Annotated in this window: 27 protein-coding genes, 3 tRNA genes and 1 pseudogene; 13 read left to right on the top strand and 18 right to left on the bottom strand. The window is 66.2% G+C overall.

Going from position 1 to position 26,775, the window contains the following annotated elements; all coding sequences use genetic code 11:
• Window positions 1–28: 28 nt before the first annotated feature.
• The gene (locus VVS03_RS07225; RefSeq protein WP_368520545.1) at window positions 29–364 is read left to right on the top strand and encodes a hypothetical protein; all 336 of its coding nucleotides are present in this window, start codon (window positions 29–31) and stop codon (window positions 362–364) included.
• Here VVS03_RS07225 and VVS03_RS07220 read toward each other — a convergent pair.
• The 3 genes from VVS03_RS07220 to VVS03_RS07210 form a co-directional block, all read right to left on the bottom strand.
• On the bottom strand, window positions 361–1,119 hold the full coding sequence (locus VVS03_RS07220; protein WP_368520544.1) for a decaprenylphospho-beta-D-erythro-pentofuranosid-2-ulose 2-reductase: 759 nt from the start codon (window positions 1,117–1,119) through the stop codon (window positions 361–363). The two genes, VVS03_RS07225 and VVS03_RS07220, sit on opposite strands and share 4 nt — an antisense overlap.
• Window positions 1,120–1,131: 12 nt before the next feature.
• On the bottom strand, window positions 1,132–2,547 hold the full coding sequence (locus tag VVS03_RS07215; RefSeq protein ID WP_368520543.1) for an FAD-binding protein: 1,416 nt from the start codon (window positions 2,545–2,547) through the stop codon (window positions 1,132–1,134).
• Between the two features lie 161 nt (window positions 2,548–2,708).
• Entirely contained in the window at window positions 2,709–2,984 is a 276-nt protein-coding gene (locus VVS03_RS07210; RefSeq protein WP_368520542.1) for a hypothetical protein, read from the bottom strand.
• Between the two features lie 33 nt (window positions 2,985–3,017).
• Between VVS03_RS07210 and VVS03_RS07205 the strand changes: the two genes are divergently transcribed.
• Genes VVS03_RS07205 through VVS03_RS07190 form a run of 4 tightly spaced genes read left to right on the top strand, consistent with a single transcriptional unit; the run spans window position 3,018 to window position 5,413 of the window.
• Window positions 3,018–3,491, top strand: coding sequence for a hypothetical protein (locus tag VVS03_RS07205; protein ID WP_368520541.1), 474 nt, complete (start codon window positions 3,018–3,020; stop codon window positions 3,489–3,491).
• A 57-nt stretch (window positions 3,492–3,548) separates the two neighbouring features.
• A complete protein-coding gene (locus tag VVS03_RS07200; RefSeq protein ID WP_409338200.1) occupies window positions 3,549–4,451 on the top strand; it encodes a hypothetical protein in 903 nt (300 codons plus the stop codon).
• A 49-nt stretch (window positions 4,452–4,500) separates the two neighbouring features.
• The gene (locus tag VVS03_RS07195; RefSeq protein WP_368520597.1) at window positions 4,501–4,917 is read left to right on the top strand and encodes a GtrA family protein; all 417 of its coding nucleotides are present in this window, start codon (window positions 4,501–4,503) and stop codon (window positions 4,915–4,917) included.
• A 19-nt stretch (window positions 4,918–4,936) separates the two neighbouring features.
• Window positions 4,937–5,413, top strand: coding sequence for a GtrA family protein (locus VVS03_RS07190; protein WP_409338199.1), 477 nt, complete (start codon window positions 4,937–4,939; stop codon window positions 5,411–5,413).
• 24 nt (window positions 5,414–5,437) lie between these two features.
• Here the strand turns inward: VVS03_RS07190 and VVS03_RS07185 are convergent, their stop codons facing one another.
• Genes VVS03_RS07185 through VVS03_RS07175 form a run of 3 tightly spaced genes read right to left on the bottom strand, consistent with a single transcriptional unit; the run spans window position 5,438 to window position 8,068 of the window.
• Complete coding sequence (locus VVS03_RS07185; protein WP_368521455.1) at window positions 5,438–6,349, bottom strand: glycosyltransferase; 912 nt, start codon at window positions 6,347–6,349, stop codon at window positions 5,438–5,440.
• Window positions 6,350–6,404: 55 nt separating this feature from the next.
• Window positions 6,405–7,205, bottom strand: coding sequence for an ABC transporter ATP-binding protein (locus VVS03_RS07180; protein ID WP_290224192.1), 801 nt, complete (start codon window positions 7,203–7,205; stop codon window positions 6,405–6,407).
• A 14-nt stretch (window positions 7,206–7,219) separates the two neighbouring features.
• On the bottom strand, window positions 7,220–8,068 hold the full coding sequence (locus VVS03_RS07175; RefSeq protein WP_409338202.1) for an ABC transporter permease: 849 nt from the start codon (window positions 8,066–8,068) through the stop codon (window positions 7,220–7,222).
• Window positions 8,069–8,368: 300 nt separating this feature from the next.
• Between VVS03_RS07175 and VVS03_RS07170 the strand changes: the two genes are divergently transcribed.
• Complete coding sequence (locus VVS03_RS07170; protein ID WP_368520538.1) at window positions 8,369–9,613, top strand: aminotransferase class V-fold PLP-dependent enzyme; 1,245 nt, start codon at window positions 8,369–8,371, stop codon at window positions 9,611–9,613.
• Here the strand turns inward: VVS03_RS07170 and VVS03_RS07165 are convergent, their stop codons facing one another.
• Window positions 9,614–10,576 carry an NAD(P)H-quinone oxidoreductase gene (locus VVS03_RS07165; RefSeq protein ID WP_368520537.1) on the bottom strand — a complete coding sequence of 321 codons (963 nt, stop codon included), beginning with the start codon at window positions 10,574–10,576 and terminating at the stop codon, window positions 9,614–9,616.
• A gap of 123 nt (window positions 10,577–10,699) precedes the next feature.
• Here VVS03_RS07165 and VVS03_RS07160 point away from each other — a divergent pair.
• Window positions 10,700–10,784: transfer RNA gene (locus VVS03_RS07160), tRNA-Ser, on the top strand.
• Window positions 10,785–10,877: 93 nt separating this feature from the next.
• On the opposite strand, the gene VVS03_RS07155 is transcribed toward VVS03_RS07160, so the two are convergent.
• Genes VVS03_RS07155 through VVS03_RS07140 form a run of 4 tightly spaced genes read right to left on the bottom strand, consistent with a single transcriptional unit; the run spans window position 10,878 to window position 14,198 of the window.
• Window positions 10,878–12,026 carry a ThiF family adenylyltransferase gene (locus tag VVS03_RS07155; protein ID WP_368520536.1) on the bottom strand — a complete coding sequence of 383 codons (1,149 nt, stop codon included), beginning with the start codon at window positions 12,024–12,026 and terminating at the stop codon, window positions 10,878–10,880.
• A complete protein-coding gene (locus VVS03_RS07150; protein WP_368521456.1) occupies window positions 12,023–12,490 on the bottom strand; it encodes a molybdenum cofactor biosynthesis protein MoaE in 468 nt (155 codons plus the stop codon). Before VVS03_RS07150 ends, VVS03_RS07155 begins: the two co-directional genes overlap by 4 nt.
• Window positions 12,480–12,953: a MogA/MoaB family molybdenum cofactor biosynthesis protein gene (locus VVS03_RS07145; protein ID WP_368521457.1), complete on the bottom strand. Its 474-nt coding sequence runs from the start codon at window positions 12,951–12,953 to the stop codon at window positions 12,480–12,482. The genes VVS03_RS07150 and VVS03_RS07145 overlap by 11 nt, the downstream gene beginning before the upstream one ends.
• A gap of 45 nt (window positions 12,954–12,998) precedes the next feature.
• Entirely contained in the window at window positions 12,999–14,198 is a 1,200-nt protein-coding gene (locus VVS03_RS07140; RefSeq protein WP_368534644.1) for a molybdopterin molybdotransferase MoeA, read from the bottom strand.
• Between the two features lie 128 nt (window positions 14,199–14,326).
• Between VVS03_RS07140 and VVS03_RS07135 the strand changes: the two genes are divergently transcribed.
• The gene (locus VVS03_RS07135; protein ID WP_368520532.1) at window positions 14,327–14,602 is read left to right on the top strand and encodes a MoaD/ThiS family protein; all 276 of its coding nucleotides are present in this window, start codon (window positions 14,327–14,329) and stop codon (window positions 14,600–14,602) included.
• Here the strand turns inward: VVS03_RS07135 and VVS03_RS07130 are convergent.
• Genes VVS03_RS07130 through VVS03_RS07120 form a run of 3 tightly spaced genes read right to left on the bottom strand, consistent with a single transcriptional unit; the run spans window position 14,599 to window position 17,847 of the window.
• Entirely contained in the window at window positions 14,599–15,051 is a 453-nt protein-coding gene (locus tag VVS03_RS07130; RefSeq protein WP_368520531.1) for a phage holin family protein, read from the bottom strand. The two genes, VVS03_RS07135 and VVS03_RS07130, sit on opposite strands and share 4 nt — an antisense overlap.
• A gap of 44 nt (window positions 15,052–15,095) precedes the next feature.
• A complete protein-coding gene (gene hisC, locus VVS03_RS07125) occupies window positions 15,096–16,154 on the bottom strand; it encodes a histidinol-phosphate transaminase (protein WP_368521458.1) in 1,059 nt (352 codons plus the stop codon).
• Between the two features lie 10 nt (window positions 16,155–16,164).
• On the bottom strand, window positions 16,165–17,847 hold the full coding sequence (locus VVS03_RS07120; protein ID WP_368534643.1) for an alpha-keto acid decarboxylase family protein: 1,683 nt from the start codon (window positions 17,845–17,847) through the stop codon (window positions 16,165–16,167).
• 266 nt (window positions 17,848–18,113) lie between these two features.
• On the opposite strand from VVS03_RS07120, the gene VVS03_RS07115 reads away from it, so the two are divergent.
• Together VVS03_RS07115 and VVS03_RS07110 are read left to right on the top strand one after the other, a co-directional pair.
• A tRNA-Ser gene (locus VVS03_RS07115) sits at window positions 18,114–18,202 on the top strand.
• A 119-nt stretch (window positions 18,203–18,321) separates the two neighbouring features.
• Entirely contained in the window at window positions 18,322–19,824 is a 1,503-nt protein-coding gene (locus VVS03_RS07110; RefSeq protein WP_368520528.1) for an MFS transporter, read from the top strand.
• Between the two features lie 14 nt (window positions 19,825–19,838).
• Here VVS03_RS07110 and VVS03_RS07105 read toward each other — a convergent pair whose 3' ends face one another.
• Window positions 19,839–20,801, bottom strand: coding sequence for a TIGR00730 family Rossman fold protein (locus VVS03_RS07105; protein WP_368520527.1), 963 nt, complete (start codon window positions 20,799–20,801; stop codon window positions 19,839–19,841).
• A gap of 189 nt (window positions 20,802–20,990) precedes the next feature.
• Here VVS03_RS07105 and mgtE point away from each other — a divergent pair, with 189 nt between their 5' ends.
• The 3 genes from mgtE to VVS03_RS07090 all read left to right on the top strand — a co-directional run bounded on the left by mgtE (window position 20,991) and on the right by VVS03_RS07090 (window position 24,359).
• Window positions 20,991–22,355, top strand: coding sequence for a magnesium transporter (gene mgtE / locus VVS03_RS07100; protein WP_368534642.1), 1,365 nt, complete (start codon window positions 20,991–20,993; stop codon window positions 22,353–22,355).
• Window positions 22,356–22,578: 223 nt separating this feature from the next.
• Window positions 22,579–24,162, top strand: a complete 1,584-nt coding sequence (locus VVS03_RS07095; RefSeq protein ID WP_368520525.1) for an SLC13 family permease — start codon at window positions 22,579–22,581, stop codon at window positions 24,160–24,162.
• A gap of 121 nt (window positions 24,163–24,283) precedes the next feature.
• Window positions 24,284–24,359: transfer RNA gene (locus tag VVS03_RS07090), tRNA-Arg, on the top strand.
• A 97-nt stretch (window positions 24,360–24,456) separates the two neighbouring features.
• Here VVS03_RS07090 and VVS03_RS07085 read toward each other — a convergent pair.
• The 3 genes and pseudogenes from VVS03_RS07085 to VVS03_RS07075 all read right to left on the bottom strand — a co-directional run bounded on the left by VVS03_RS07085 (window position 24,457) and on the right by VVS03_RS07075 (window position 26,756).
• Window positions 24,457–25,650, bottom strand: a pseudogene (locus tag VVS03_RS07085) (IS481 family transposase).
• Window positions 25,651–25,821: 171 nt separating this feature from the next.
• The gene (locus VVS03_RS07080; protein ID WP_368521546.1) at window positions 25,822–26,184 is read right to left on the bottom strand and encodes a DoxX family protein; all 363 of its coding nucleotides are present in this window, start codon (window positions 26,182–26,184) and stop codon (window positions 25,822–25,824) included.
• Window positions 26,181–26,756: a TetR/AcrR family transcriptional regulator gene (locus tag VVS03_RS07075; RefSeq protein ID WP_368521545.1), complete on the bottom strand. Its 576-nt coding sequence runs from the start codon at window positions 26,754–26,756 to the stop codon at window positions 26,181–26,183. The genes VVS03_RS07080 and VVS03_RS07075 overlap by 4 nt, the downstream gene beginning before the upstream one ends.
• Between the last annotated feature and the right edge of the window lie 19 nt (window positions 26,757–26,775).

Here is a 26,775-nt window from a genome sequence, read left to right as displayed (position 1 = left end):
TTACCGTGATCAGAACTAGAGAGAAACTATGAAGCGAGGATACGCAGTCGCAGCGGCGGGCGCGGTCGCGGCGGTGGCTATCGCCGTCCCCGTGGTCGGCCAGTCCTTTGGCGAAGATGAGTCGGAGTCGGTGCCCGCCCAGAAGGTGGGAGTGACCGTCGAATGCGCGGTGGAAGGCCCGGGAGCGGCCGGTGACACGCGCGTTGTGGGCACGGTGATTGGCAACGGCCAGACAGAAAAAGAGGCCCAGCGCGATGCGGGCCTCTACGTCAGCCGTTTCGGCGATGCCGAGGAACAGGAATGTCGCCAGCTGCCCCGGAACGAAAGCTCCGGGGCCTATGACTCAACCGGCGAACCGATTTAGAACGGCAGCTTCCGGAAAACCGGCTGCGGGATGAACTTGAAGGCCAAGCTCACGTACTTGAACAGCGGGTGGACGAAGATGGACTGCTTGCCGTCGAGGACCGCCTGCACGGTGTCCTTCGCGACGTCGGAGACGTTGACGGTCAGCGGGGCATCGCCAGCTTCGGCGGACATGCGGGTGCGGACCTGGCCGGGGCGGACCACCAGCACGTTGACGCCGTCGCCGCGCAGGGCCTCGCCCAGGTTGACGTAGAAGCCGTCCAGGCCGGCCTTGGAGGCGCCGTAGACGAAGTTGGAGCGGCGCACGCGCATGCCGGCCACCGAGGACAGCGCCACGATGGTGCCGTGGCCCTGCGCCTTGAACCGCTCGCCCAGCAGCACGCCGACGGAGACCGGCGCGGTGTAGTTGACCTGGGCAGAAGCCACGGCCTTGGCCTGGTCCTGCCACAGCTGTTCCTGATCGCCCAGGGTGCCGAAGGAAACGATGGCGACGTCGACGTCGCCGCGGGCGAAGGCGGCATCGATAACCGCCGGGTGGGAGTCGAAGTCGGTGGCGTCGAATTCGATGACCTCCACGTCCGCGCCCTTGTGGGCCAGCTCCGCGCGGGCGGCCTCCAAGTGCTGGGAGCCCGGGCGGGCCGCCAGGGTGACCTTGGCCGGGCCGCGGTCCAGGAATTCTTCGACGATGCCCAGGCCGATTTCGCTGGTGCCGCCGAGCAGGAGAATGTGTTGTGCTTGGCCTACTGCGTTAAGCATGAGTGTCCTTTCTTAGTGCAGCTCGAGGCGCCGCGACATATCGGAGGCAAAGACGCCGGTCGGGTCGATTTCGTTGCGGGTTTTCAGCCAGCCCTCCAGGCCGGGGTACATGCGGTGGAAGTTCTCCGCCGAGGTACGCGACTCCTTGGCCAGGTAGAGGCGGCCGCCGAATTCCATAACGCGGCGGTCCAGGTCGTCCAGGAAGGAGCCCAGGCCCTCGCGGATGGGGAAGTCCACGCAGACGTTCCAGCCCGGCATCGGGTAGGACAGCGGCGCGCGGTTGCCTTCGCCGAAGAGCTTGAAGACGTTCAGCGCGGAGTAGTGGCCGGAACGCTGCATGTCCCGGATGATCTCCTTGAACGGCTCGACCGCGTCCATGGGGACCACGAACTGGTACTGCAAAAAGCCCTTGGAGCCGTAGCCGCGGTTCCATTCGCCGATGAGATCCAGCGGCTGGTAGAACTGCGTGAGGTTCTTGACCTGGTTCCGGGCGGGAGCGCCCATCAGGTAGTAGGCCTCACCGATGGCGGACAGCGTCAGCTTGTTCATGGTCCAGGACGGGAAGATGTCCGGCACGGTCATCAGCTGCGGCGCGTTGAACTTCAGCGGATCCTGCGCCAGCTTCGGCGCGAATTCCTTGAGCTGGTCCAGCGTGGCCAGGCTGCCGCGGGAGATGGTGGAGCGGCCCAGCTTCGGCTCCGGGGAGATGACGTCGAACCAGGCGGAGGAGTAGGTGTAGTTCTTCTCCGAGCCGTCCGAGTGGAAGGCGATGGTCTCTTCCAGGTTCTCGGTGCGGTCCGTGTCCGCGATGAAGTAGGCGGTCTCCGTCTTGGTCATGCGGATCTGCGCGCGCAGGATGATGCCGGTCAGGCCCATGCCGCCGACGGTGGCCCAGAACAGGGTGCCGTCCGGGTCATCGGAGCTGCCCTCCGGCTCCAGGTGGAGCACGCGGCCGTCGGCCACCAGCAGTTCCATGGAGACCACGTGGTCACCGAAGGAGCCGGCGGAGTGGTGGTTCTTGCCGTGGATGTCCGGGCCGATGGCGCCGCCGATGGTCACCTGGCGGGTGCCCGGCAGGACCGGGACCCACAGGCCGAACGGCAGGGCGGCCTTCATCAGCTGGTCCAGGGTGACGCCGCCGTCGACGTCCACGATGGCGCTGTCAGGATCGATGGAATGGATCTGGTTCAGTGCCTGCATGTCGATGACGAGGCCGCCACCGTTTTGGGCCGGGTCGCCGTAGGAGCGGCCCATGCCGCGGGCGATGACGCCGCGGCGCAGGTGCTGCGGGGCGTCGGCGTTGGCGTCCGCAACCTGTGCGACCGCGTTCTTGATGACATCTACATCCGGGGTGGACAGCACGTGCGCGGTGGTCGGCGAGGTGCGGCCCCAGCCGTGGAGAGACTTCTCAGTGGTGTGTAATTCCATCTTTCAACTCTTTGCTTGACGGATAGTTCAATGCCCTAGCCTACCTAGTGCCGATCGGTATAGGTGTGAAAGCCAGCGCGGCGAGTTCGTGATATTCGGAACAAAACGGGCAGTACAACCGTATTATTTGTGCCCGGTTTCTATCTTTTCGGGAAGGAAGCCTAGAGATCCATGAGCTCGCGGATCTCGGCGGGAAGCTCCTCCTGGGCGCAGATGACCGGGCCGTCGTAGGCCTTGATGATCTCCATGACCCGGGTGCGGGAGGCCGAGTCCAACATCGGCAGCTCCTGGGCCATCAGCCGCGTCATGAACCCGTCGAAGGGAAGGTTGGTGTGCTCGGTGGCCAGAAAGTGGCCGTGGCGGTGGTCGTCTTCGTGGGTCTGGTCTTTCGCCGCCTGCTGCGCCGGGGTGAGGTGTTGCGGATCCGAAGAATACATGCGCCCAATTCTAGCCCTGCCTACAGTGGTGTCATGACTTCTACCGACCGCGAACGGACCGAAACCACGGTCAGCGCAGACAATACTGACAACTACGCCCTGGATGACACGCTCGCCGGAAGGATCGCCCAATCGGCGATCATCGGCGTGGTGACTTCCTACCCGGACTGGATCAAAAACCGCACCGTGCTCATCGGCGCCTACGCCCTGTCCGCCGCCGGCTTTTTGGGCCTGGTGGGCTACCTGAACGCCCAGGACGAAGACGACGAGGAGTTCGGCCAGGTCCCGGACGACGCCCCGACCCTGCCCGCGTGGTCCATCGTGGCCGGCGTGGCGGTCTTCGCCCTCGGCGCGGCGCTGGACATCGCGGTCACCCGCCGGGTGGTCGGCTGGCTGCGCAAGCGCGGGGTCAGCAAGCCGTGGACGCTGCTGGGGGCCATCGGGGCGGGGTTGACCTTCGTGGTCAGCGAGGCAGAGGCCCGGGAGATCGCCCGCCGCGCGGATTAAGGTCCGTCTCAACTGGGGCAACGGTTAGCTAGCGGCGAAAGCGCTACGCTGGGGCCTATGTCAGAGATGGCCAGCGTCACCGATATCCGCGCCGCCCGCGGCCGCGGGGATCAGCTGGTGCGCCTTGCGCGCGAGCCGCTGACCGTCATCTGCCAGGTCTCCAACGTGCGCGCCGACGCGGAGGTCCACCGCCAGATCGGGCTGAACGACGCCCTGTCCTTCCACGACCTCCACGACGTCCTCACCGTCTGCTTCGACCTGCCGGACGAGGACTCGCCCTGGCACTTCTTCGAGCACCACGACGCCCGCGGCAAGCGCATCGATCCCACCCACCAGGTCTCGGAGTTCCTGTGGCGCGTGGGCTCGCAGGTGGACTACACCTGGGGGCTGTGGGACTTTTCCCTGGTGGTCGCCGATATTTACCCGCGCGACGCGGGATCGCCCCGGGCGCTGTGCGTGGGCGGATCGGGTTCCTTCCCGGGCTCGAGCTTCAACCTAACCGCGGTCAATGCGGCGCTGACCGGGCAGGACACCATCGACGAGGTCCTGGAGCTGGTCACCGACGAGGTGCGCCAGATAGTCGAGCGCACCCGGCTTTATGATTTCGTGCCGCTGCTGCAGGCGCTCGACTTGGAGCGCGAGGGGGATATCAGCCCCCAGGCGCAGCGGGTGCTGGCGAGCCTGCCGCGGGAGGTGACCTCCCAGGGCAAGGACGCCTTCTGGTCGACGGTGCTGGGGCTGGCCTGCCTGTCCGGGCCCGAGGTCACCGACAGCGTCATCGAGACCACCATGAACGCCCTGGGCTGGGTCGATGACGACGGCTCCGAGCTCGCCGCCGACCAGGCCCGCCACGAGTGCGAGGCCTCGCTGAGCGCCCTGGCGGAGATTGGCGGGCTGGGGGAGAAGAAGGCCTCCCCGGTCGAGCGCCTGGATATCTACCGCGCGCTGCTGCGGCGCTGATCATCAAGGCCGCGGGGCGCAGGCGGTAGGCTAGTGACCCGTGAATGACATGCCGGAGAATACCGAAGTCCAACGCGGATCCCTGAAACAGCAGCTGGGGCGCTTCATCGCGGTGGGCGTTTTCACCGCTGCCTTGGACTACGGGCTGACCATGCTGCTAATCGCGCTCGGCCTGCACCGCTCCGCGGCCAAGGCCATCGGCTGGGTCTTCGGCACCATCGCCGCCTACATGGCGAACGCGCGCTGGACGTTCGGCGCGCAGGTGACCGGTCGCACCGCCGCGACGGTGGCGGTGCTCTATGGCTGCACCTTCGCGGTGCAAAACCTGTTGTTCTGGCTGCTCAACTCGCCGCTGATGGCGCTGGGCCTGGACGGCGCGGTCAAAAACACCGTGGCCTTCGTCATCGCCCAGGGCGTGGCGACGGTGACCAACTTCGTCGTCCAGCGAGTATTCGTGTTCAAGTAGGCAAGTAGCGGAGAAACTAGTGGCGGAGCAAGCAGACCTATCGAAGATGGCGGGGCGGTTGTCCCAGTCGAACTCGCTGCGCGCCCAATCCACCAAGTTTATTATCACCGGCGCCATCTCCGCGGTCGTGGACTTGGGTCTGACCTGGCTGCTGCAGATCGCCCTCGGCGTGCTGGGGGAGACCGGGGCGCGCTCCGTCGGCTTCGTCGTGGGCACGCTCACGGCCTACCTGCTCAACCGCAAGTGGACGTTCAACGCGCGCCCCAGCCTGCGGCGCCTGCTGGCGGTGGCCGCCACCTACGCGCTGACCTTCCTGGTCAACATCACGCTCTACCGCTGGGGCTTTGGCTTCCTCGACCACGACCTCGACTGGCCGTCCACCCCGGCGCTGGTGGTGGCCTACGCCGTCTCCCAGGGCCTGGCCACCTTCGTGAACTTCTGGGTCCAGCGCTGGATCATCTTCCGCTCCACGCGCAAGAGCTTTGAGGTGGACTAGGCGCTAGCTACTAGGGCTTTAACGCTAATTCTTAGGCCGGCGGAAGTCCTCGGTGCGGCCGCGGTTGTGCAGCTTTAACCACTCGATGAAGCCGGCCGGGTCGCGGCGCTGGATGAGGAAGAACCAGCCGAAGCGGGCGAATTCCTGCGGCAGCAGCTTGCGCATGCCGCGCTGCCACAGCAGGTAGCCGCGGTTGCGGTAGGTGAAAAAGCGCTTGAACTCGCCTTCCGGGTACTGGGTGTGCATCCGCCCGCCCAAAATCGGCTTGAACTCGTCCGAGCCGTCCGGGTGCAGGTAGGCGCAGTTCAGTGCGGTGCCGAAGGGCAGGCCCGAGCCGACCAGCCGGCGGTGGTACTCGACCTCGTCGCCGCGGATGAACAGACGGTAGTCCGGCACGCCGATGACCTCCATCGCCTTGGCGGAGAGCAGCGCGCCGTTGAACAGGCTGGCGATGCCGGGCAAAAAGTCGCCCTCCAGCTCGTCCAGGCGGCGGCGCCAGACCAGGCCCTGGCGCAGCGGGAAGGCCAGGCGCTGCGGGTCGTCGATGTTGCAGACCGCCGGGGAGACCTCCGCCAGGTGGTGGGCCTCGGCCACGCGGTAGAGGGTTTCCAGCACGGAGTGGTCGGCCGGCCGGCCGTCGTCGTCGGCGCACCAGATGGCGTCCGCGCCCAGGGATAGCGCGGTCAAAAAGCCCAGCGCGAAGCCGCCGGCCCCGCCCAGGTTGGTCTCCGAGGGCACGTAGACCGCGCGCTCGCCCGCCAGTTCCTCGAGGGAGTCGCGCACGGCGTCCTCCGCGCCGTTGTCCACCACGATCACCCAGTCGACCGGGTGGGTCTGGTTGACCACCTGATCCAGCGAAAGGCGCAGCAGTTTGGCGCGCTGGTGGGTGACGATGACGGCGGCGGTGGTGCCGGAGGAATGCAAGGTGGCAGTCATGCGCTCTATTGTGCCACCGGCGGGGCGCCGGCCCGGCTACTGACACCCAGCGGAACTAGGATTGCGCGTCCTCGTTTTCGAAGCGCTTGCGCAGGTCGCGGACGTATTCGCCCACTTCGGGGCCTTCGTAGTCGGCCACCACGTCGGCGACCTCGCCGGCCGAGCGGATCTCGCCGTGGTCGATCCACAGGGCGGTGTTGCACAGCTGCGCCAAGAAGTCGTTGGAGTGGGACGCGAAGACCAGGATGCCGGAGCGCTTGACCAGCTCCTCCAAGCGGACGCGGGCCTTGGCCATGAAGGCGGCATCGACGGCGCCGATGCCCTCGTCCAGCAGGAGGATCTCCGGCTCGATGGAGGTGACCACGCCCAGGGCCAGGCGCACGCGCATGCCGGTGGAGTAGGTGCGCAGCGGCATGGACAGGTAGTCGCCCAGCTCGGAGAACTCCGCGATCTCGTCCATCTTCTTTTTCATCTGCTTGATGGTCTGGCCCAGGAACAGGCCGCGGATGATGATGTTGTCGTAGCCGGAGACCTCCGGGTCCATGCCCACGCCCAGATCGAAGACGGGCGCGACGAGGCCGCGCACGTCGGAAGAGCCGCGGGTGGGCTCGTAGATGCCGGACAGGAGGCGCAGCAGCGTGGACTTGCCGGCGCCGTTGTGGCCGACCAGGCCGACGCGGTCGCCCTCCCGCAGGTGCAGGTTGATGTCCTTGAGGGCCTCGACCACCACGGTGTTGTCCGAGTTCTTGCCGATGGCGCCGCCGGCGGAGGAGAGCACTGCCTTCTTTAGGGAGCGGGACTTCGCGTCGAAGATGGGGAAGTCCACGCAGGCGTTGTAAGTATCGATAGAAACCATAGTTGGTGCTCCTTCTAGACCCAGTAGCTCACGCGGAAGCGCCACTTGCGCATGGCCAGACCGGCGATGAACAGGCCGGCGATAGTGCAGCCGATGACGATCCACCAGTGGTAGGCGGCCACCGGCTCACCGATCATCGGGGCGCGCACGACCTCCAGGTAGTGGTACAGCGGGTTGATCTCCGCGATGCGGGCGCGGTCCGCCACGGCGCCGCCCTGGTCCTTCAGGGTGTTGGTCATCCAGACGATCGGCGTGACGTAGAACAGCAGCTGGGTCAGCGCCTCCAGCAGCGGGGCCACGTCGCGGAAGCGGGTGGCAATAATGCCGAAGAACATCGCTACCCACACGCCGTTGACCAGCAGCAAGAACAGGCCCGGGATGAACAGGAAGAACTCCCAGCCCAGGTGGCGGGGGAAGATGAGGATGAGCAGCAGCCAGATGATCATGTTGTGGCCCAGAAACAGCGTCTGCCGCCAGACCAGGCGGTAGACGTGCACCGACAGCGGGGCGGGCAGCTGCTTGATGAGCCCCTCGTTGTCGATGAAGATGGTGGAGCCTTCCTTGATGGCCCCGGAGATGAAGTTCCACATAATCAGGCCCACGGTGACGTGGGGGAGGAACTCCGCGACCGGGATCTGGAACAGCATGGAGTACAAAAGGCCGAGCGCCGCGGCCATCACGCCCGTGGCGATGGTGATCCACAGCGGGCCCAGCACCGAGCGGCGGTAGCGCTGCTTGATGTCCTGCAGGCCCAACATGAACCACAGTTCGCGCTGCTTGGCGCCTTGGATGAGATCGCCGAAAGCGGCGCTGAACGTCATGGACTTCGACTCCGGGGCGCCGCCGTCCGGAGTAGCCGTCATGCGCGCTACGTCTTCCTGCAGTTTATTTTCGTCTTGCACGTGAAATACCCTATCGCGCTGAAGGGCAAAAGTGGGTCTTGCCGCCCGAGAGTTAACGCACAACTGGCCAAATTACCGGCCGGCTCCGCACGCCTCCAGCGCAGCTAATGGCGGCATAAAGATGGTGAATATATACCTAATAACAGAGCGGAATAGCCGATCCTGGGCATTTCAGTATTGTGGTGAAGTGGCGTATAAAGTGGGGTGGCATAAGGCGCGAAGCCGCGCCCGCAACAACCACCCAAGGAGGGTTCGAACCGCATGGTCACACGGTACGATGTCGCCAGTGTGCGCGGCCTATATACCGGCTTGTCGGGCGGTTGGACGTATCTGAATGCACACGACGTGCCGCAAATCCCGGAAAAGGTGATCGCGGGCGTATCCCGTGCTTTCCGCACCTCCGCCTCGGTGGCGGATCAGGACATCCCCTCCGGCACGCACTCCGCAGCGCCGCAGCCCGGCCGCCTGGAGGGGCAGTACTATATCGACTCCGCGCGCACCGCCGTGGCCGACCTGGTGGGCGCTACCGCCGACCGCGTGGTGCTCGGCGCCAACCTGCCGGTGCTCTACCAGGCGCTGGCGCGGGCGATCGCGCCGCTGCTGCGCGCTAATTCCTCCGTGGTGCTGTCCAAGCTGGACCCGCCGGAGCTCTACTCCGCCTTCACGGAGGTCGACGCGCAGGTGCGCTGGGCGCAGCCGGACCTGGGGACCGGGGAGATGCCGGCCTTCCAGTTTGCCGATCTCGTCGACGGCTCGACCCGCCTGGTCTCCCTGGCCGCCGGCCACGAGCTGCTGGGCACGGTGGCGCCGGTGGCAGAAATCATCGAGAAGGTCAACACCCGCTCCCGGGCCTGGACCCTGGTGGACATCTCCGCCACGGCGGGCTACCGGCCGGTGGATATCGACGCGCTCGGCGCCGACATCCTGGGCGTCGACCTGGGCAAGCTCGGCGGTCCGCAGGTCGCCGCCCTGGTCTTCCGGGACACCCGCATGTTCAAGCGGATCGACGCGCTCAGCCCCGGCCGCCACGGCGCGGCGAAGCTGGAGACCCCCGTGTCCACGGGCCTGGCTGGCGGGGTCAGCCCGCTCATCGATCACTTCGCCGCCCTGGGCGGCGAAGCCGTCGGCCGCGGATCCCGGCGGCGCCGCCTGACGGCCTCGATGGAGCTACTCGAGCCCTACCTGAACGGGCTGCGCGACGATCTCTACCAGTTCCTCGGCACCCTGCCCGCCGTCCACATCCTGGGCGTGACCGGGGAAGCCGCCGCGGGCGCGAAGGAGGATCGCCTGCCGCGCCTGAGCTTCGCCGTCAACGGCGTGCCCGCGGAGACCGTCCACCAGCGGCTCTTTGATAACCGCCTGGTGACCACGCTGGCCCCGGCGACCCCGCTGCTGAGCGAGATGGGCGCCGACGAAATTGGCGGCGCCGTCACCGTCGCCCTGGGGCCGTTCAACACGGCCTGCGACGTGGAGCACCTCACGCGCGTGGTGGCCTCGCTGGCTTAATTAGTCCGCGACCTGCAGCACCAGCGTGCCGGTGACCTCGCCGGAATCCAGGGCCGCGTGGGCCTCGGCGGCCTCGGCCAGCGGGTAGGTGGCGTGCCAGTGGTGGCGCACCGTGCCGTCTGCCAGCCACGGCCAGACGTTGTCCACGGTATCCCGCACGATGGCCGCCTTGTCCTCCAGGGAACGCGCGCGCAGCGTCGTGCCCTGCAGGGTCAGGCGCTTGGCTACCAGGATGCCCATGTTCAGCTCTTCCTTGGTCCCGCCCTGCAAGCCGATGGTGACCATGTGGCCGTCCTTGGCCAGGGCCTTCATGTTCTGCTTCAGGTACTTCGCGCCGATGATGTCCAGGATGACGTCGCAGGAATTCTTGAGCTCTTCGGCGAAGTCCTGCTCGTGGTAGTTGATGAGGATATCCGCGCCGAGCTTCCGGCAGGCCTCCAGCTTCTCCGCCGAACCGGCGGTGACCGCCACCTGGGCGCCGAGCGCCTTGGCGACCTGGATGGCGAAGGTGCCGATGCCGCCCCCGCCGCCGTGGATCAGGATGGTCTGGCCCTCGTGCAGGCCGGCCTCCATGGCGATGTTCGACCACACCGTGCAGGCGACCTCGACGACCGAGGCCGCGTGCTCCAGGCTGTAGCCCTCCGGGATGGGCAGCAGCTGACCGGCCGGCACCGCGACGTATTCCGCGTAGGCGCCGCCGGCGAGCAGCGCGGCGAACTCCTGGCCGACCTCGAGATCGGTGTCGCCCGCGTCCGCGATGGTGCCGGCGCACTCCAAGCCGAGCAGCTCCGAGGCACCCGGCGGCGGCGGGTAGTTGCCCTGCGTCTGCAGGATATCGGCGCGGTTCACGCCGGCGTAGTGGACCTTGAGCAGCACCTCGCCGGGCTGCAGCTCGGGCCGGTCCACCTCGGCGAGCTCGAGCGAGCGTGGGGTATCAGGATCTTTTTGAATGATTGCCTTCATGCCCTTCCACGGTACCGAAACTTCCCCAGCTTCCGCAGGTAGAGAATCCGCAGCAAAGGCCCCGCTTTACCGGAGCGGAGACCCGCTCGGGTAAGGTGAGCATGTCGCCTGCGGGCGGCAGATGGAGACGTGGCAGAGCGGCCGAATGCACTGGTCTTGAAAACCAGCGTGGGGAAACTCACCGCGGGTTCAAATCCCGCCGTCTCCGCCGAAGGCTTCGGAAAATATCGCCTTCTGTCCTTTTCGCCGAACCCCGACCTGGGGAAACGTGCGCGCGGGGCGGCAAAGGTCGATATTTTCCTTAGCCCTTCGAATCCAACCAGGCATCAATCCCGCCGCGCAGCGAGTAGAGCGGGCCGGTAAGCCCGCGCTCGTGGAAAAGGTGCACGGCCTCGGCCGAGCGGACGCCGCCGGCGCAGTGGACCACCACGGTCCGATCATTATCCAAGGCGGCGGTCACCTCGGGCGGGGTATAGCCCTCGCGCAGGCGGGGCAGGGGACAATTCACCGAACCGTCGAGGGCGAAGGTGGCGACCTCGTCCGGGTTGCGCACGTCGAGCACGAGCGCGCCGGCGGGGATGGTCTCGGTTTCTTCTACGTCCGGGTAGGCCGCCGGCGAGGAGGCGGTGGGCTCCTCCGTGGCTGGGGCGTCGGTGACCGGCCCGTGCGCGCAGACCCGCTCGGCGACGGAAGGATCGCCGTTTACCGGGATGTATTCCCAGATCCCGTCGAGGGCGGAGAAGTATCCGAGCCGGCCGATGAGCGGGGCCCCGACGCCGGTCAGCAGCTTGAGGGCCTCGAGCGCCATGGCGGAGCCGACGGTGCCGACCACCGGGCCCAGCACGCCGGCCTGCGAACAGCTGGGCACCGAACCGGCCGGCGGAGGGGTGGGGAAGAGATCCTCGTAGATGGGCCCGCGGCCGGCCCAGAAGACGGTCATCTGCGCGTCGAAGCCGAGGATGGAGGCCCACACGTGCGGGATGCCGCGCCGCGCGCAGGCGTAGGAGGCCAGGTAGCGGGTGGCGAAGTTGTCGGATCCGTCCAGGACCACGTCGGCATCCGCCAGCAGCTTCTCGGCGTTGTCCGCTGTCAGGCGCGCGGAGACGGCGTTGACCTCGACAGTCGGGTTGAGGGCGAGCATGGCCCGCCGGGCCGACTCCGCCTTGGGCTCGTTCGCGCGGGCCGCGGCGTCGGTGTGGATGACCTGGCGGTGCAGGTTGGATACCCCGACGGTGTCGTCGTCGAAGACGGTAATATGCCCGACCCCGGCCCCGGCCAGGTACAACAAGGCGGGCGAGCCCAACCCGCCGGCGCCGATGACGGCCACGTGCCCCGCGCGCAGCCGCGCCTGGGCCTCACGGCCGAAGCCGGCCAGGCTGAGCTGGCGGCGGTAGCGCGCGACTTCCGCAGGGCTGAACTGCGGATCCGCGCCGGGCTGCCCTGTGCTCATTCGATTCCCACCCACTGCACCGAGTCGTCGTCCAGCAGCTGTTCCTTCCAGATCGGAACCTCGGCCTTCACGCGGTCGGCGAGCTCCGCGGCCGCGACGAAGGAGTCCTTGCGGTGGGCCGAGGCCGCGATGACCACGAAGGCCAGCTCGCCGATCGTGAGGGGCCCGGTGCGGTGGGCGGTCCACAGGCGCACCGCCGGGTGCGCGGCGGCGACCTCGCCAGCGATGCGGGCGATCTCCGCATCGGCGCTGGGGTGGGAGGAATAGGTCAGCAGTTTTACCCGCTGGCCGCCGTCGTGATCGCGGACGATGCCATCGAAGGTCACCGCCGCGCCCATCGCCGGGGTCAGGACCTCCTCGCGGGCGGGGCCGACCAGTTCTTCGAGGGGCTGTTGCGTCAGGAAAGCGCCCAGGACCTTGCCGGTCTGGGCGTGGACGTAATCCGGATCCCCGTTAGTGCTCATGTGTCCCTTCTAGCATGTCAACCAGGGGAACCACTAATTCTTCCAGGACTGAACAACCGTCCTTCACCCCTCCCGTAGAACCGGGCAGGGTCATGGCGAAAGTCGTGCCGGTCACCCCGGCCACCGCGCGGGAGGCCAGGGCTGTGGGCACGGATTCCAGGCCCTTCTGCCAGAAGGCCATGGGGATGCCGGGCAGCTCGCGCTCCAGGTGCTTGGCGACGGCCTCGACGGTGCGGTCGTCCGCGCTCAGGCCGGTACCGCCGGAGGTCAGGATGACGGAGTGCCCGGCGGCGAAGGCGGTCTCGACGGCCTGCTCGATCTCGGCGTCGGGGACGACCACCGGGTCGGGAGTATCAAAGCCCTTGCGGCGCAGGAACTCCACGGCGATGGGGCCGGAGCGGTCCTCGTAAATCCCGGCGGCCGCGCGGGTCGAGGCGACGATGACGAGTCCAGTGCGGGTCATGGCAGCTCCTTCAATTCCTTCACATTCGGGGAAAATTACAAAGAATTACAGCGGGTAGATGGTCACTTGGGCGCCGGCGTCCAGCTCCGCGGCGATGGGGATGCGGATGAGGCAGTCGGCGCCGATGGCCTGCGCGACCAGGTGGGAACCCGGCCCGCCGACCTGGCTGGCGGTGATGGCGTCGGCCCCGATGGTCATGTGGCCGCGCAGGAAGCGCTCGCGGTCGTCCAGCCCGGTCACCGGGTGCGCGAGCTGGGCGGGCAGGGCCGGCAGGGTGGTCCCCAGCAGGTCGGCTACGTAGAGGTGGAAGCTGACCAGCGAGGAGATCGGGTTGCCCGGCAGGCAGATGACCGGCGTCCCGGAAAGCTTGGCCAGCCCCTGCGGGCCGCCCGGCTGCTGGTCGACGTAGCCAAACCAGCCGTGCGGTTCCAGCACCTGGCGCACGACCTCGAACTTGCCGGCGCTGATGCCGCCGGAGGTCACGATGGCGTCCGGCTGCAGCTCCGCGATGGCGGTGTCCAGGTCGCGGCGCAGCTTGTCCGGATCGTCGTCGGTGCGCACGTGGCCGGCCACGACGATGCCGGCTTCCGCGGCCAGGGCCGTGAGCATGGGCCCGTTCGAGTCCGGGATGGCGGCCGAGCGATCCGCCAGGTCCGCGCTGCTGCTACCGATCTCCGCCCCGCCGGTGCAGATCACGATCCGCGCCGGGGCGACCACGTTGAGGGTCGGGATGTCCTGGCCCGCCAGGGTGGCGATGACCGCCGCGTTGATGCGCGTGCCGCCGGTGACCAGCGTGGAGCCGCGGGAGATATCGCTGCCGGCGGCGCGCACGAACTGGCCCTCCGGCACGGCCGGGGCCGTGACGGTCTCACCTTTAGCCAGAAAGTCCGCCGGCTCGGTGCGCTCTACTGGCACGATGGCGGCGGTGCCGCGCGGGACCTTCGCGCCGGTCATGATGGGCGCGGCCTGGCCGTCCAGGCCGTCCGCGTAGAAGCGATCCGGATCCGTGCCGGCCGGGATGGTCTCACCGACCGTAAAGGTCCCTCCCGCCGCGGTGGGCAGGGCATAGCCATCCATCTGCGAATTATCGAAGCGGGGGGAGTCATAGGCGGCGACCACGTCCGTCGCCAGCGTGGCGCCCAAGGATTCTCTCAGTGCTACCTCGTGGTGCCGGCTGCGGTGGAGCGCGCCGCAGTCATCCAGCAATTGCTTGACTTCCGCATGGTGCTGTTCCGGAGTACGCATGGGCCCCATCTTAGCCGCCCCGGCGCGGCGGCCGCGGAAAAGAGTTGGCCGCGGACTGAACGAGCGTTCTAGTCGCGCTGGGGTGGCGGGTTCGACAAGGAACGCCCTAGCCCGGCATAGTAGAGGCCATGTTGGAGGTGCACTATTTCGCGGCCGCCCGCGCCGCCGCCGGGACGGCCCAGGAGCAGATCCCGGACGCGCAGGTGCCCGCCCGCCTAGGCGAGCTGCTGGACCAGCTGGCCGCCGCGCACCCGGGGACCACGGAGGCGGGGATGGGCCTGGAGGAAATCCTTCCTCGCTGCACCTTCCTCGTCGACGGTTCGGCCGCCGGGGACAGCTACCGCGAGGTAGCCCTGGCAGGGGTCGCCCGCGTGGACGTCCTGCCGCCTTTCGCGGGCGGCTAGGAGCGGCCGCCGCTGGCCAGGCGCCGGACCGGGCTGGTGAAGAAGTTGACCACGCCGGAGACCAGTGAGAGCACCACCGCGCCCAGGATGGCCGGCCACCAACCGTCGATGGCCAGGTTGCCCACGCCCAGATCCAGCTGGTTGAGCAGCCATTCGACCAGCAGCAGGACGGCGCCGTTGATGACCAGGATGAACAGCCCCAGCGTCAGGCAGGTAATCGGCGCGCCGAGGATCCGCAGCACCGGGGTAACCACCGCGTTGACCACGATGAAGGCGATGGCCACGGCGATGAACGTGCCAGACGAGCCGGGCTCGTTGGTCGATCCGATTTCGTTGAAGCCGTTGGCCGCCGGCGGGACGATGTCCACGCCCGGCACGAAGGTGACCACGACCCACAGGGCGATCGCGATGGCCACCACGTTCAGGGCCAGGTTGACGAGGGTACGCATGGCGGGGCACTCCTAGCGGTTGACGTTTCGCCCCATTCTAGCGGTCAGTCCGCCTGTGCCGTGGCGGCGCGGAAGGCGGCCACCAGCGCGTCGGTTTCCTCCGCGGTGGTCACGGTGATGCGGATGCCCTCGTCGAAGGCGCGCACCAGCACGCCCTCGGCCGCGATCTGGGCGGCCAGCTCCTGCGGGGTGCCAAAAGCGGCGATGGCCGGCGCCGGCAGCCACACGAAGTTGGCCTCAGAGTGCGGGCTGCCGAAATCGGCCAGCTCGGCGGCGACGCGCTCGCGCTGCTCGACCGCCTCGTCGGTGCGGGACTGGAGCGTGGCAGCATCCGCCAGCGATGCCAGGGCGCCGGCCTGGCCCACGGCGTTGACGGAAAACGGCACGGCCACCTTATTGAGCGCGGCGATGATATTCGCGGCGCCGAAGGCGTAGCCCACGCGCACCCCGGCCAGGCCGTAGGCCTTGGAAAAGGTGCGCATGCCCACCAGGTTCGGGTACTGGCGCAGGTACTGGGTGGCGTCCGGGGTATCCGCGGCGCGGTTGTACTCGAAGTAGGCCTCGTCGAGGGCGACGATGACGTCGCCGGGCACTTGGTCCATGAAGTCGGTGAACTCCTGGTTGGTGATGGTGGTGCCTGTCGGGTTATTCGGGTTGCACAGGAAGATCAGGCTGGTGCGCTCCGTGATGGCACCGGCCATAGCGGCCAGATCCATGCCGTGGTCCGCGCCCAGCGGGATGGCCACCGGCTGCGCGCCGACCACCTGGACGAAGATCGGGTAGGCCTCGAAGGAGCGCCACGGGAAGATGACCTCGCTCTCGGCGGTGGAGGTCACCTGCACCAGCTGCTGGCAGATGGCCGAGGAGCCGGTACCTACCGCCACCTCGTCGAAGTCCACGCCCAGGTGCTGGGCCAGGGCCTCGCGCAGGGTCACGGCGCCCATGTCCGGGTAGCGGTTGGCCCCGGCGGCGGCACGGTTCATCGCCTCCTGCGCGGCCGGCAACGGTGGGTGGCTGGCCTCGTTGGAGGACAGCTTCACGGCGTCATCGTTGCGCGCGCCGGGCCGGTAGGCGGGTAGGGAGGAAAGGTCAGGGCGAATCATGGAATTAACCTTAGGGGTTGCGGGGCCCGCGTGGGCCGAAATCGAAATCAGCGGTGGTCGGGCCGAAGGCCTTGAGGTCTTGCGGCGCGTCGAAGGGATCGAGGCGGACCTCGAGGAAGGCGCCGGTCCCGCTGGCGGCAATCTGCTCCAGCGCGGCGTCGAGCTCGCCCTCGGTGGCGGCGCTGTAGGAGGCCATCGTGGTATCGGCCTTGAAGACCTTGGGCAGGGCGCCATAATCCCAGTTCTGGATGTCGTTGTACTCCTGCTCCATGCCCAGAATGTAACGCTCGATGGTGTAGCCGCGGTTGTTGACCAGCACGATGATGGGGTCCAATTCCTGGCGCAGGATGGTCGATAGCTCCTGGGCGGTCAGCTGGAAGGAGCCGTCGCCGATGAAGAGCACGTGCCGGCGGCCCGGCGCGGCCAGCTGGGAGCCGAGCAGGGCGGGTAGGGTGAAGCCGATCGAGCCCCAGATGGGGGAGTTGATGTACTTGGTCGCCGTGGGCATCGGCAGCGGCCCGAGCCCGATGTTGGAGGTGCCGGCCTCCGTGATGACCACGTCGCCCTCCCGCAGGAACCGCGCCATCCGCGGCCAGATGCGCGCCTGGGTGAGCGGGGTGGAAGGATCCGCGCCGAAATCGTCGGTGGCGGAACTGTCGGCGGCGAGGGCGGGGGAGGCGGGCATGCGGGCCGGGACCTTCTCGACGAGGGCGTCTAGGAGCTCGCGGGTGTTGATGCCCACGAAGTATTCGCCGCCGACGTTGACGTGCTGGTCGCCGAAGTTGATGATGGCGCTCTCGTCCAGCTGGTGGGTGTAAGAGCCGGAGTTGACCTCGATGAAGCGCGGGTTGGTGGTGACCAGGAAGTCGGCGGACTCGACGCGGTCCTGCACGCCCGGCGCGGAGGAGGCGCCGTTGTAGGTGCCGAGGAAGAGCGGATCGTTCTCGTCCAGGATGGCCTTGCCGGAAGACAGCTGGGAGTACGGGATCTGGGCCCGGTGCACCAGCGCGTCCAGGGCCGCGGTGAAACCGTGGCGATCGGTGTCCTGGTCGATGAGCACGAGCGGCTGGTCTGCTTTCTCCAGCCGCGCGAGGACGGCCTCGGTGGCGGCCTTCAGCCGCTCCGGGTCGGAGGGGGCCAGGGCGGTGCTGAACGGGGCATCGTCGACCTCGATCTCCAGGTGCGTGATGTCCGAGGGGATCTGGATGTGCACCGGGCGCTTTTCCCGCAGGCACGTATGCAGCGCGCGGTCGAATTCCTCCACGACGTTCATCGGGGAAACCCGGGTGGAGACCTCCGTGAAGGGGGCGAGGGCCTCCAGCATGTTCGCGTAGTCGCCGTCGGCCAGGGAGTGGTGCATATTCCACCGGAACTCCGTGGCGTACTGCGGCGGGGCACCGGCCAGGGAGACGACGGGCACGTGCTCGGCGCGGGAACCGGCAATCCCGTTGAGGGCGGACAGTTCCCCCACCCCGTAGGTGGTCAGCAAGGCCCCGACGCCGCGCTGCCGGGCGTAGCCGTCGGCCGCGTACGCGGCGTTGAGCTCGTTGCAGGCGCCGACGAAGCGGATGCCGCTGGCGGCGTCGATCTGCTCCAGGAAGCTTAAGTTGAAATCGCCGGGCACGCCGATGATCTCCGTGATGCCGATGGCCTTGAGCCGGTCCAGCAGGAACTCGCCGATGGTGGTGCGCATGAAAAATCCTTTCCGGTTAAGGTGCGCCAGCACGGCGCGGGGTGGTGGCTCGTGCTGTGGACGTCCTGCCTTCCGATTATGCCGCGAAAAGTGCGCTGGGTCACTATTTCTAGCGGAATTGTCCTGGCTTGTGGGTCTGGCGGGCGCTGCCGGGATGGTAGGGAGGGGCGAGTTTGTTTCTGTTTTGGTTAACAGGTACCCTAAATCTTCGTAACTCATGGTGCGATGGCTGGTTCGCGCTAGCTAGTAGCACCACGTTTTACGTTGGAGACGTGCCAGAGCGGCCGAATGGGGCTCACTGCTAATGAGTTGCCCTCTTAACGGAGGGCCGGAGGTTCAAATCCTCTCGTCTCCGCCGCATTTATAGCCCGCGCTCCGAGGTAGTTTATTCCTCGGAACGCGGGCGTTTTTGGCTTTGTGCAGGCCTTGTCCCGGCGGATTGCGAATCTGCGCGAGCAGAGTATAAGTAGTGTAATGACAAAATCCGGGCGCTTAGACAACGACGCATCTACAGTATCGGAGGCGAATGCCTCGGAGTACCCGGCCGGGCAGGATCCCGCCCGGTGGCGCGTGCTCATCGTCCTGCTTGTCGCGATCTTCATGTCGCTGATTAGCGTGTCCATCGTCAACGTGGCCCTGCCGTCCATCCAGGCCGGCCTGGACGCCAGCGACTCCGACGTGCAGTGGGTGCTGTCCGGTTACGCGCTCACCTTCGGCGTGGTGCTGGTGGCCGCCGGGCGCGCCGGGGACCTGGTGGGCCGCGGCGGCATCTTCCTCGGCGGCATTGCGATCTACACCCTGGCCAGCGCCTCGGCGGGGTTTGCGCCGAACGCCGAGTCGCTCAACCTCTCCCGCTTCATCCAGGGGGTGGGCGCGGGCCTGCTCAACCCGCAGGGCGTGGGCATGATCCAGCAGTACTTCCGCGGCGCGGAGCGCGGCCGGGCCTTCGGCTACTTCGGCTCCACCGTGGGTGTGGCGGTGGCCATCGGGCCGGTGCTGGGCGGCTTCCTCATCCGCATCGGCGGCGCGGACCTGGGCTGGCGCCTGACCATGCTGGTCAATTTCCCCATCGGGCTTCTGGCCATCGTCTTAGGGCTCATGTGGTTCCCGCGGCCGCTGTTTTCTAGGGTGCGCGACAGCGCCGGGGAGAAGGTCGGCGCGTGGCAGGCGTTTAAGTCCCTTGACCCGGTCGGCGCGCTGCTGCTGGGGCTGGCGGTGCTGTGCGTGCTCTTCCCGTTCGTGGAATCCTCCGGCTCGCGGTGGGTCTGGGCCCTCCTGCCGGCCGGGGCGGTCTGCGTGGCCATCTGGGTGGCCTGGGAGCGCCACCACAAGTCCACCGGCCACGAGCCGATGGTGGACCTGGGTATCTTCCAGACCTTTACCTTCCGCAACGGCACCATCATCGCGACGCTGTGGTTCATGGGTATTACCAGCATCTGGGTGCTGGTCGCGCTGTACTTCCAGAACGGGCTGGGTTATTCCGCGCTGGTGGCCGGTTGCGTGGGCCTGCCCTCGGCGCTGCTGAATTCTGTGACCGCCACCCTGGCCGGCAAGAGCGTCTCGGTCTACGGGCGGCGCGTGGTGATTATCGGCATGCTGACCACGCTCTTCGGTCTGGTGACGACCATCGCGGTGATTTGGGGGACCACGCACTGGTCCGTCAGCGAGTGGTGGCTGGTGCTCACCCTGTGCTTCGTCGGCGCCGGCCAGGGCGCGGTGGTCTCCCCGAACCAGACGCTGACGCTGGCCGAAGTGCCCGCCAACTACGCCGGCTCCTCCGGCGCGGTCATGCAGACCGGGCAGCGAATCGGCACCGCGGTTGGCCTGGCGGTGACCACCGCCATCGTCTTCGCCACCCTGGGCAACACCGACGCCGATTGGCCCGGGGCCATCATCATGGGCTTCGCCATGATCACCGCGGTCTGCCTGGCGGCCCTGGGCTTCGGCGTGGCCGACCGGGTGGGGCGCCGGCGCTAGGCGCGGGCGGCTGACTAGGACCACTTGGGCCGGGGCGCGACCCAGCGGTCCAGCTGGGCGAAGAGCTCCTCGGCGGTGTCCGCCACGATGAGGCTGTCCCGGTCGGCAGCGCGCACCAGGCCCTGCTCCACCAGGTGGTCCAGCAGGTCCACCAGCGGGGCCCAGAAGGCCGCGCCGAACAGGGCCAGGGGCGTGGCGTGCAGGCCCAGCTGCTGGCGGGTCCAGACGTCGAAGAACTCGTCCAAGGTCCCGGCGCCGCCCGGCAGCGCCACGCAGGCCTCGGCCAGATCACTCATGCGCTGCTTGCGCTCGTGCATGGTCTCTACTACCTCCAGCCGGTCGAGGCCCGGGTGGGCGATTTCGCCGTCGACCAGGTGCTGGGGGATGACCCCGGTGATGGGCGCGCCGGCGGCGTGGGCGGCGTCCGCCACCGCGCCCATCAGCCCGACCTTGCCGCCGCCGTAGATAAGGCGCACCCCGTGGGTGCCCAGCGCGGTGCCCAGCTCCCGCGCCAGCTCCAGGTTGTGCGGGTCCGTGCCGGTGCTCGCGCCGGTGTACACCGCGACTGAGTGCGGCGCGGATCTTGCCGCCAGCGCCGGGAAAACCTCCTCGGCCAGCAGCGGGGCGAGCGGCTTGTCCGGCGCGTGCGGGTTGACCCAGGCCAGCTCGGCGATCTCGTGGCTGGCCTGGGCGGAAACCTCGTAGGGGTAGCTAAAGACCGCGGCGGACACGGCGTACCCGGCCTCGTGGGCCGCCGGGGCGTTAAACGTGCCGAGCTCCTTCAACGCCGCGCCGGCAAGTTCCACGCCCAGCTCCTCGGCCACCTCGCGCACCGCGGCCTGACGGGCGTTTTCGCCCGGCTCCGGCTTCCCACCGGGGAACTGGAAGAGCTCGGTGCCGGCCTTGCGGACGGTGAGCACCTGGCCGGTGCGGTTGCGGAAAATGACGGCGCTGACGTTAATGGTCGGAGTGGGCATGGGCCATAGACTACACCGGGACCGCCGGCGCTTTGGCCGGTTGATGCGGTGCATCGAAAGGCGCAAAAGGCTGGCAGTCGCGTCCGTTGCCCAAATTCCGCACTTTGGGTTTATTCTTAGCAAGGCACGCCGGGAATCCCGGCACCAAACCAACGCCAATCAGTGTGGATATCAAGGGAGGTGGCGGGTATGAGCAACTCGGTAGACGAGGCCATCGATCGGCTAGAGGAATTGCTGCGGACCGAAGGGGAAATCGATCCGAAAGCGGCGCCGGACATGCAAAGGCTCCTAGACACGCCTCCCATCCAGGACATCGTGGCGCTGGTCGAGCGCCAGAACAACGTCCGCGCGGCCGTGGTGCTGCGCCTGTTGCCGCGGGAGAAGTCCATCGAGGTCTTTGACGCGCTGGACTCCGCGCACCAGGCCGATATCATCGACGAGCTGGGCAACGCCGACGTCTACGCCTTCTTCGACGAGCTCGACCCGGACGACCGAGTCTCCCTGCTGGACGAGCTGCCCGCAGAGATCGCAGATCGCCTGCTGCGCTCGCTGGACAAGACCGAGCGGGACGTTACCGGCGTCGTGCTGGGCTACCCGAAGGGCTCGGTCGGCCGCCGCATGTCCCCGGAGGTCCCGGAGATCTACCGGGAGATGACCGTGGACGAGGCCCTGGCCAAGCTGCGCGCTACTGCCGATGCCGTCGAGACCATCTACACCCTGCCGGTCACCCGCAAGGACCGCCGCCTGGTCGGCGTGGTCAGCTTCCGCGAGCTCTTCATGGCCCGCGGCAACCGCATGGTCGAGGACCTGATGCGCGAGCCGGTCTTCGCCTATGCCTACGACGACGCGGAGGAAACCGCCCGTTGGTTTTTGCCCCTGGACTTGCTGGCGATGCCGATCGTCGACGAATCCAAGCGCCTGGTCGGCCTGCTGACGTGGGACGACGCCACGGACATCGTGGAGGAAGAGGACTCCGAGGATAGCGCCCGCGCCGGTGGTACTGAGGCCCTGCAGCAGCCGTATATGTCCACCCCGCTGCTGAAGCTGGTGCGCTCGCGCATCGTCTGGCTGTTGGTGCTGGCGGTCTCCGCCCTGTTGACCGTCCAGGTGCTCGACGCCTTCGAGGAGACCCTCGCGGCCGCCGTGGTGCTCAGCCTGTTCATCCCGCTGCTGACCGGTACCGGCGGCAATACCGGCAACCAGGCCGCGACCACCGTCACCCGCGCGCTGGCGCTGGGCGACGTGCGAAAACAGGACATCCTGGCGGTAATGTGGCGCGAGCTGCGCGTGGGCATGCTGCTGGGCGCGGTGCTCGGTCAGCTCGGCGTCGGCCTGGCCACGCTGGCCTACGACTTCGACATCGGCCTGGTCATCGGGATCACGCTGTTCTTGGTCTGTTCCATGTCCGCCACGGTGGGCGGCATGATGCCTATCCTGGCCAAGGCCGTGGGCGCGGACCCGGCGGTCTTTTCCAACCCGTTCATCTCCACCTTCTGCGACGCCACCGGCCTCATCATCTACTTCTTCATCGCCAAGGCTGTCCTGGGCATTTAGGGGCCGGGGGAGTTACCGGGCTTAAGCGGATGTCGAGGCGGCCCCGCGCGGGCCGTTTTCGGGGGTGGCTAGGCGGCCAGGTTGTGGCATATGTGACACAAGTTTTGTAAAGTTCCCCACATTAGGCAACAAAGTGTTGTTTGTTTCCTTACCCCATATGCGCACTCCTAGGCGCTATATCACCTAGTCGCGATATCTCAGTCTTACAGATTGGTGTTTCCCCATGACAACTCCACAGACTCACGAGTCCACTGCCCACCCAGAAGGCGAAGAGGACAAAGGCGTCAAGAAGGGTGAACTGCGCCGTCAGCTCATCGGGATCGTCGGCGGCCTCGCGCTCGCCATCATCGTCTTCTTCATCTTTCCGGCCAGCTCGGTGGAGACCGTGATGAACTCCAGCGGCGCGGATCCGGACGCGGACTACAGCCATATGGCCCTGCGCACCGTCGCGGCGGTGACCATCCTGATGGGTGCCTGGTGGATGACCGAGGCCCTGCCGCTGGCGGCGACCGCGCTCATCCCGCTGGCTATCTTCCCGCTGGCCGGGGTCGGTGAGATTTCCGACGTGTCCTCGCCGTACGCCTCGTCCACCATCTTCCTGTTCTTGGGCGGCTTCCTCGTCGCGCTGTCGCTGCAGCGCTGGAACGTCCACCGGCGCATGGCGCTGATGGTGGTCAAGCTGGTGGGCACCTCGCCCAAGCGCCTCATCCTGGGCTTCATGATCTCCACCGGCTTTTTGTCCATGTGGGTCTCCAACACCGCGACCGCGGTGGTCATGCTGCCCATCGGCATGTCCGTGCTGCAGCTGACCGCCGACACGGTGGGCGGCATGAAGAACCAGAAGCGGTTCGCCACCGTCCTGATGTTGGCGATTGCCTACTCGGCCTCCATCGGCTCCCTGGGTACCCTCATCGGTACCCCGCCGAACCTGCTGCTGGCCGGCTACATGAAGGAAACCCACGGCATTGAGATCGGCTTCGCCCAGTGGATGCTGGTCGGCATGCCGGTGGCCATCATCTTCACCTTCCTGGCCTGGGTCGTGCTGATTACCGTCTTCCCGCCGGAGATGAAACAGATCCCGGGCGGTAAGGAGCTCATCGACCAGGAGATCAAGGACATGGGCCCGTGGACCGCCCCGCAGATCCGCGTCGCCATCATCTTCGCGCTGGCCGCCATCTCGTGGGTCTTCGTCCCGCTGCTCATCGACTGGCAGGGCTGGGAGGTCGGCTACGACGACGCGATCGTCGGAATCATCGCCGGCCTGCTGCTCTTCCTGCTGCCCGCCGATAGCAAGAACGGCGTGCGCCTGCTGGACTGGAAGACCGCCAACGAGCTGCCCTGGGACGTGCTCCTGCTCTTCGGTGGCGGCCTGTCGCTGTCCGCCATGTTCACCAAGTCCGGGCTGTCCCTGTGGGTCGGTGAGATGGCCAAGGGCCTGCAGGTCCTGCCGCTCTTCCTCCTCGTGGCCGCTGTCGCCGCGCTGGTGCTGGTGCTCACCGAGTTCACCTCGAACACCGCCACCGCCGCGACCTTCCTGCCGATTATGGGCGGCGTGGCCGTCGGTATCGGCCTGACCGACGCGGCCGCCATCAACGTGATGATCCTGACCGTCCCGGTCGCGCTCGTGGCCACCTGTGCCTTCATGATGCCGGTGGCTACCCCGCCGAACGCCATCGCCTACGGCTCCGGCTACGTCACCATCGGCGAGATGCTCAAGGGCGGCCTCTGGCTCAACGTCATCGCCCTGGTCCTGGTGACCCTGGCGACCTATTTCATTGCCGTCCCCGTCTTCGGGATGGTCTTGTAAAAACCCGCCTCCGAAACGCCGGTTTATGTGCAATAAGCTGGCGTTTTGGTACTCGCCACAAGGACGGGTATAGTAATTCTTCGTTGCCGAGAGAACAGCAGTTCTTCGAGTTAGGCAACATGCGCCCGTGGCTCAACGGATAGAGCATCTGACTACGGATCAGAAGGTTGGGGGTTCGAATCCCTCCGGGCGCACCAATTGTCATGAGTCGCGACATGGTTGACAAACCGGCATCTCAGTTTCTTTTTGTTCTGGGGTGCCGGTTTCTTCTTATTCTGGGGTGCCGGTTTCTTCTTATTCTGGGGCTAAGTGTGGGTCTGTTTGTTTCCAGTAGGGCTTTTGATAGTTGCGGCTGGTATCGATGTAGTGCTCGGTGATGACTTCGCCAGTTTCGGCTAGTGATGTGATGACGTGGTTGTCGGCGATGACCATGAGGATTTTCTGTCTTTTCCATTGGCGGCCGATGCCTGGGTGGAAGAGTTTGCCGGCGTAGCGCACGGTGGTTTTGCCGTTGTCCCAGACGACGTCGTTTCTGGTGCGCCATTCTTGTGTTGGGTTGTGGGCTGGGCTGGCTTTGGCGCCGGTGGTGTAGGCTTGGTGTGGGGTGCGTCGGCCTAGGGCTTTGTGGGGGCGTGTGGTGTTGTAGTAATCGCGGAATTCGTCAAGGCGTTTCTGCAGTTCAGCAACGGTTTTAGCGAGTGGGCGGGCAGTGATCCATTTTTTGAGTGTTTGGTGGAAGCGCTCGATTTTTCCTTGGGTTTGGGGATGTCCTGGCCGGCCGTTTTTCTGTTGGATTTTGTTGGTGGTGAGGACTTTTTCAAAGGCGTTTCGTCCACCTTTGCGCCCTGCTAGGCGGGCGGTAAAGACGAGGCCGTTGTCGGTGAGGGTGGATGCTGGCGGTCCGTATTCAGTTATCAGGCGTGATAGTTCCTCGGCGACTTGTGTGCCGCTAAAGGCTGGGGCTGCGGTGATTGATAGGAGGTAACGGGAGTGGTCGTCGAGGAAGTCAAGGACTTCGATGCGGGTGGTGTCTGCTAGGTACAGGTGGGTGATGTCAGCCTGCCAGCATTCGTTGGGCATGGCCGCTTCAAAGCGGATGAAAGAGCTTTTGGGCGTCTTCTTGGGTGCTGGGGTGAATAAGTCCTGCTGTGGTGAGGATGCGGCGGATTGTCGAGGTTGAAGGGACTCGTTTGCCGTCTTGTTGCAGGTGGTAGGCAATGGTTTCTGGGCCTGCGTCGAGTCCGTGGCGTGTGAGTTGTTTTCGGATGGCGATGATGTCTTTGCGCACGGTGTCTGGCACGGCTTGGGGTGAGTGCGTGGGGCGCGGGATTTTGGCGCGATGGCGTCGGTGCCGCCGGTGTCGAAGGCGTTGAGGATTTGGTAGACGCGTTGGCGAGAGATGCCGAATTGCTTGGTTACTTGTGATGGGCTTCGCTTTTGCTCACGGACTGCTTTGACGATGGCGAGGTTACGGTTGGGACTGTTCATGGTGTCAAACATGTCCCGACTCACCTGTCAAGTATCAGGACCGCCGTCGCAGGAACAGGGTGTCAAATATGTCGTGAACTCAGACACTCTCGTCTCCGCAAATTGTAGAACCCGAATCATCGATTTACCGGTGGCTCGGGTTTTTCTGTTTTCTTCGTCGGGAATGAGTGCTTAATTCAGTACTAACGTTAGGGCGAGCACTGCGGTCGAGAATGCGAGCATTCCCACACAGTTGAGCCAGAACGCGCTGCCGAGAAAGTGGGCGCGGATATGGGCTGCTGCGGCCGCGCAGAAATAAGCGATGACGCCAACCATGGCTGCAATTCCTACGCCGGGGAACCAGAGGCCGGCGATGAGGCCTGTGGCTGCAAGGCACTTGATGACAATGAGCGCCCACCACCAGTCTTGAGGAAGTTTGACGCCGCTAAGGCAGGCCTCGATGAAGGGGACTGGTTTGAGGGAGAGTGCGGCGTCGCCAAGCAGAATCGTCGCTAGCAGCAGGGATGGCCAGGCGGGGGAGGATTCTAGAATCATTGGTTGACTCCAAATGCGGTGTTGAGACGTTCGATCGATGAAGCGGCTTGGGATGTGAGGTGTTCGGTGTCGTAGAGACCGGCGGCCCAGCCGATGAGTAAGCCGAGGTAGACGTTGTACAGCAGGTTGGAGTATTCGGTTGCATCTTCGTTGCTGAACCCGGAGCCGAGGCGCAAGGTGATTTCATCTGTCAGGAGCGTTTTGAGCGCAGTGAGCGCTTCGCCTTGGTTGCCTTGTTGGATGAGCGCCGCGCCAAAGGCGCGGGAGAGCTCTTCGTGGCCAGTAAACATCTGGAGTAAAGGTCTCAGGACATCGAGGAGACTATCGGATTGCCCCCGAATTTCGTCGTGCAGATCTGAAATATGCTGGCCAATAGTGCGGATGAGCAGCGTCTGTTTGTCGCCGACTCCCATGACGGTGCCCACGCTAACGCCTGCCTCGGATGCGATGGTCCGGATGCTGGTGGTGGCGTAGCCCTGAGTGAGGAAGAGGTCGTAGGCGGTGGCTAGGACCTTGCTGACGGTGTCGGCTTTGGCGGCTGCACGTGGTGAGTGAACGTGTTCAGTGAACATGTTCAAAAGGGTAGTTCCT

The sequence above is a fragment of the Corynebacterium sp. LK2537 genome, assembly GCF_040946485.1.
Taxonomy (GTDB): Bacteria; Actinomycetota; Actinomycetes; order Mycobacteriales; family Mycobacteriaceae; genus Corynebacterium.
Note: the sequence above shows the minus strand (reverse complement) of the source record. Positions and strands in the feature narration are given on the sequence as shown.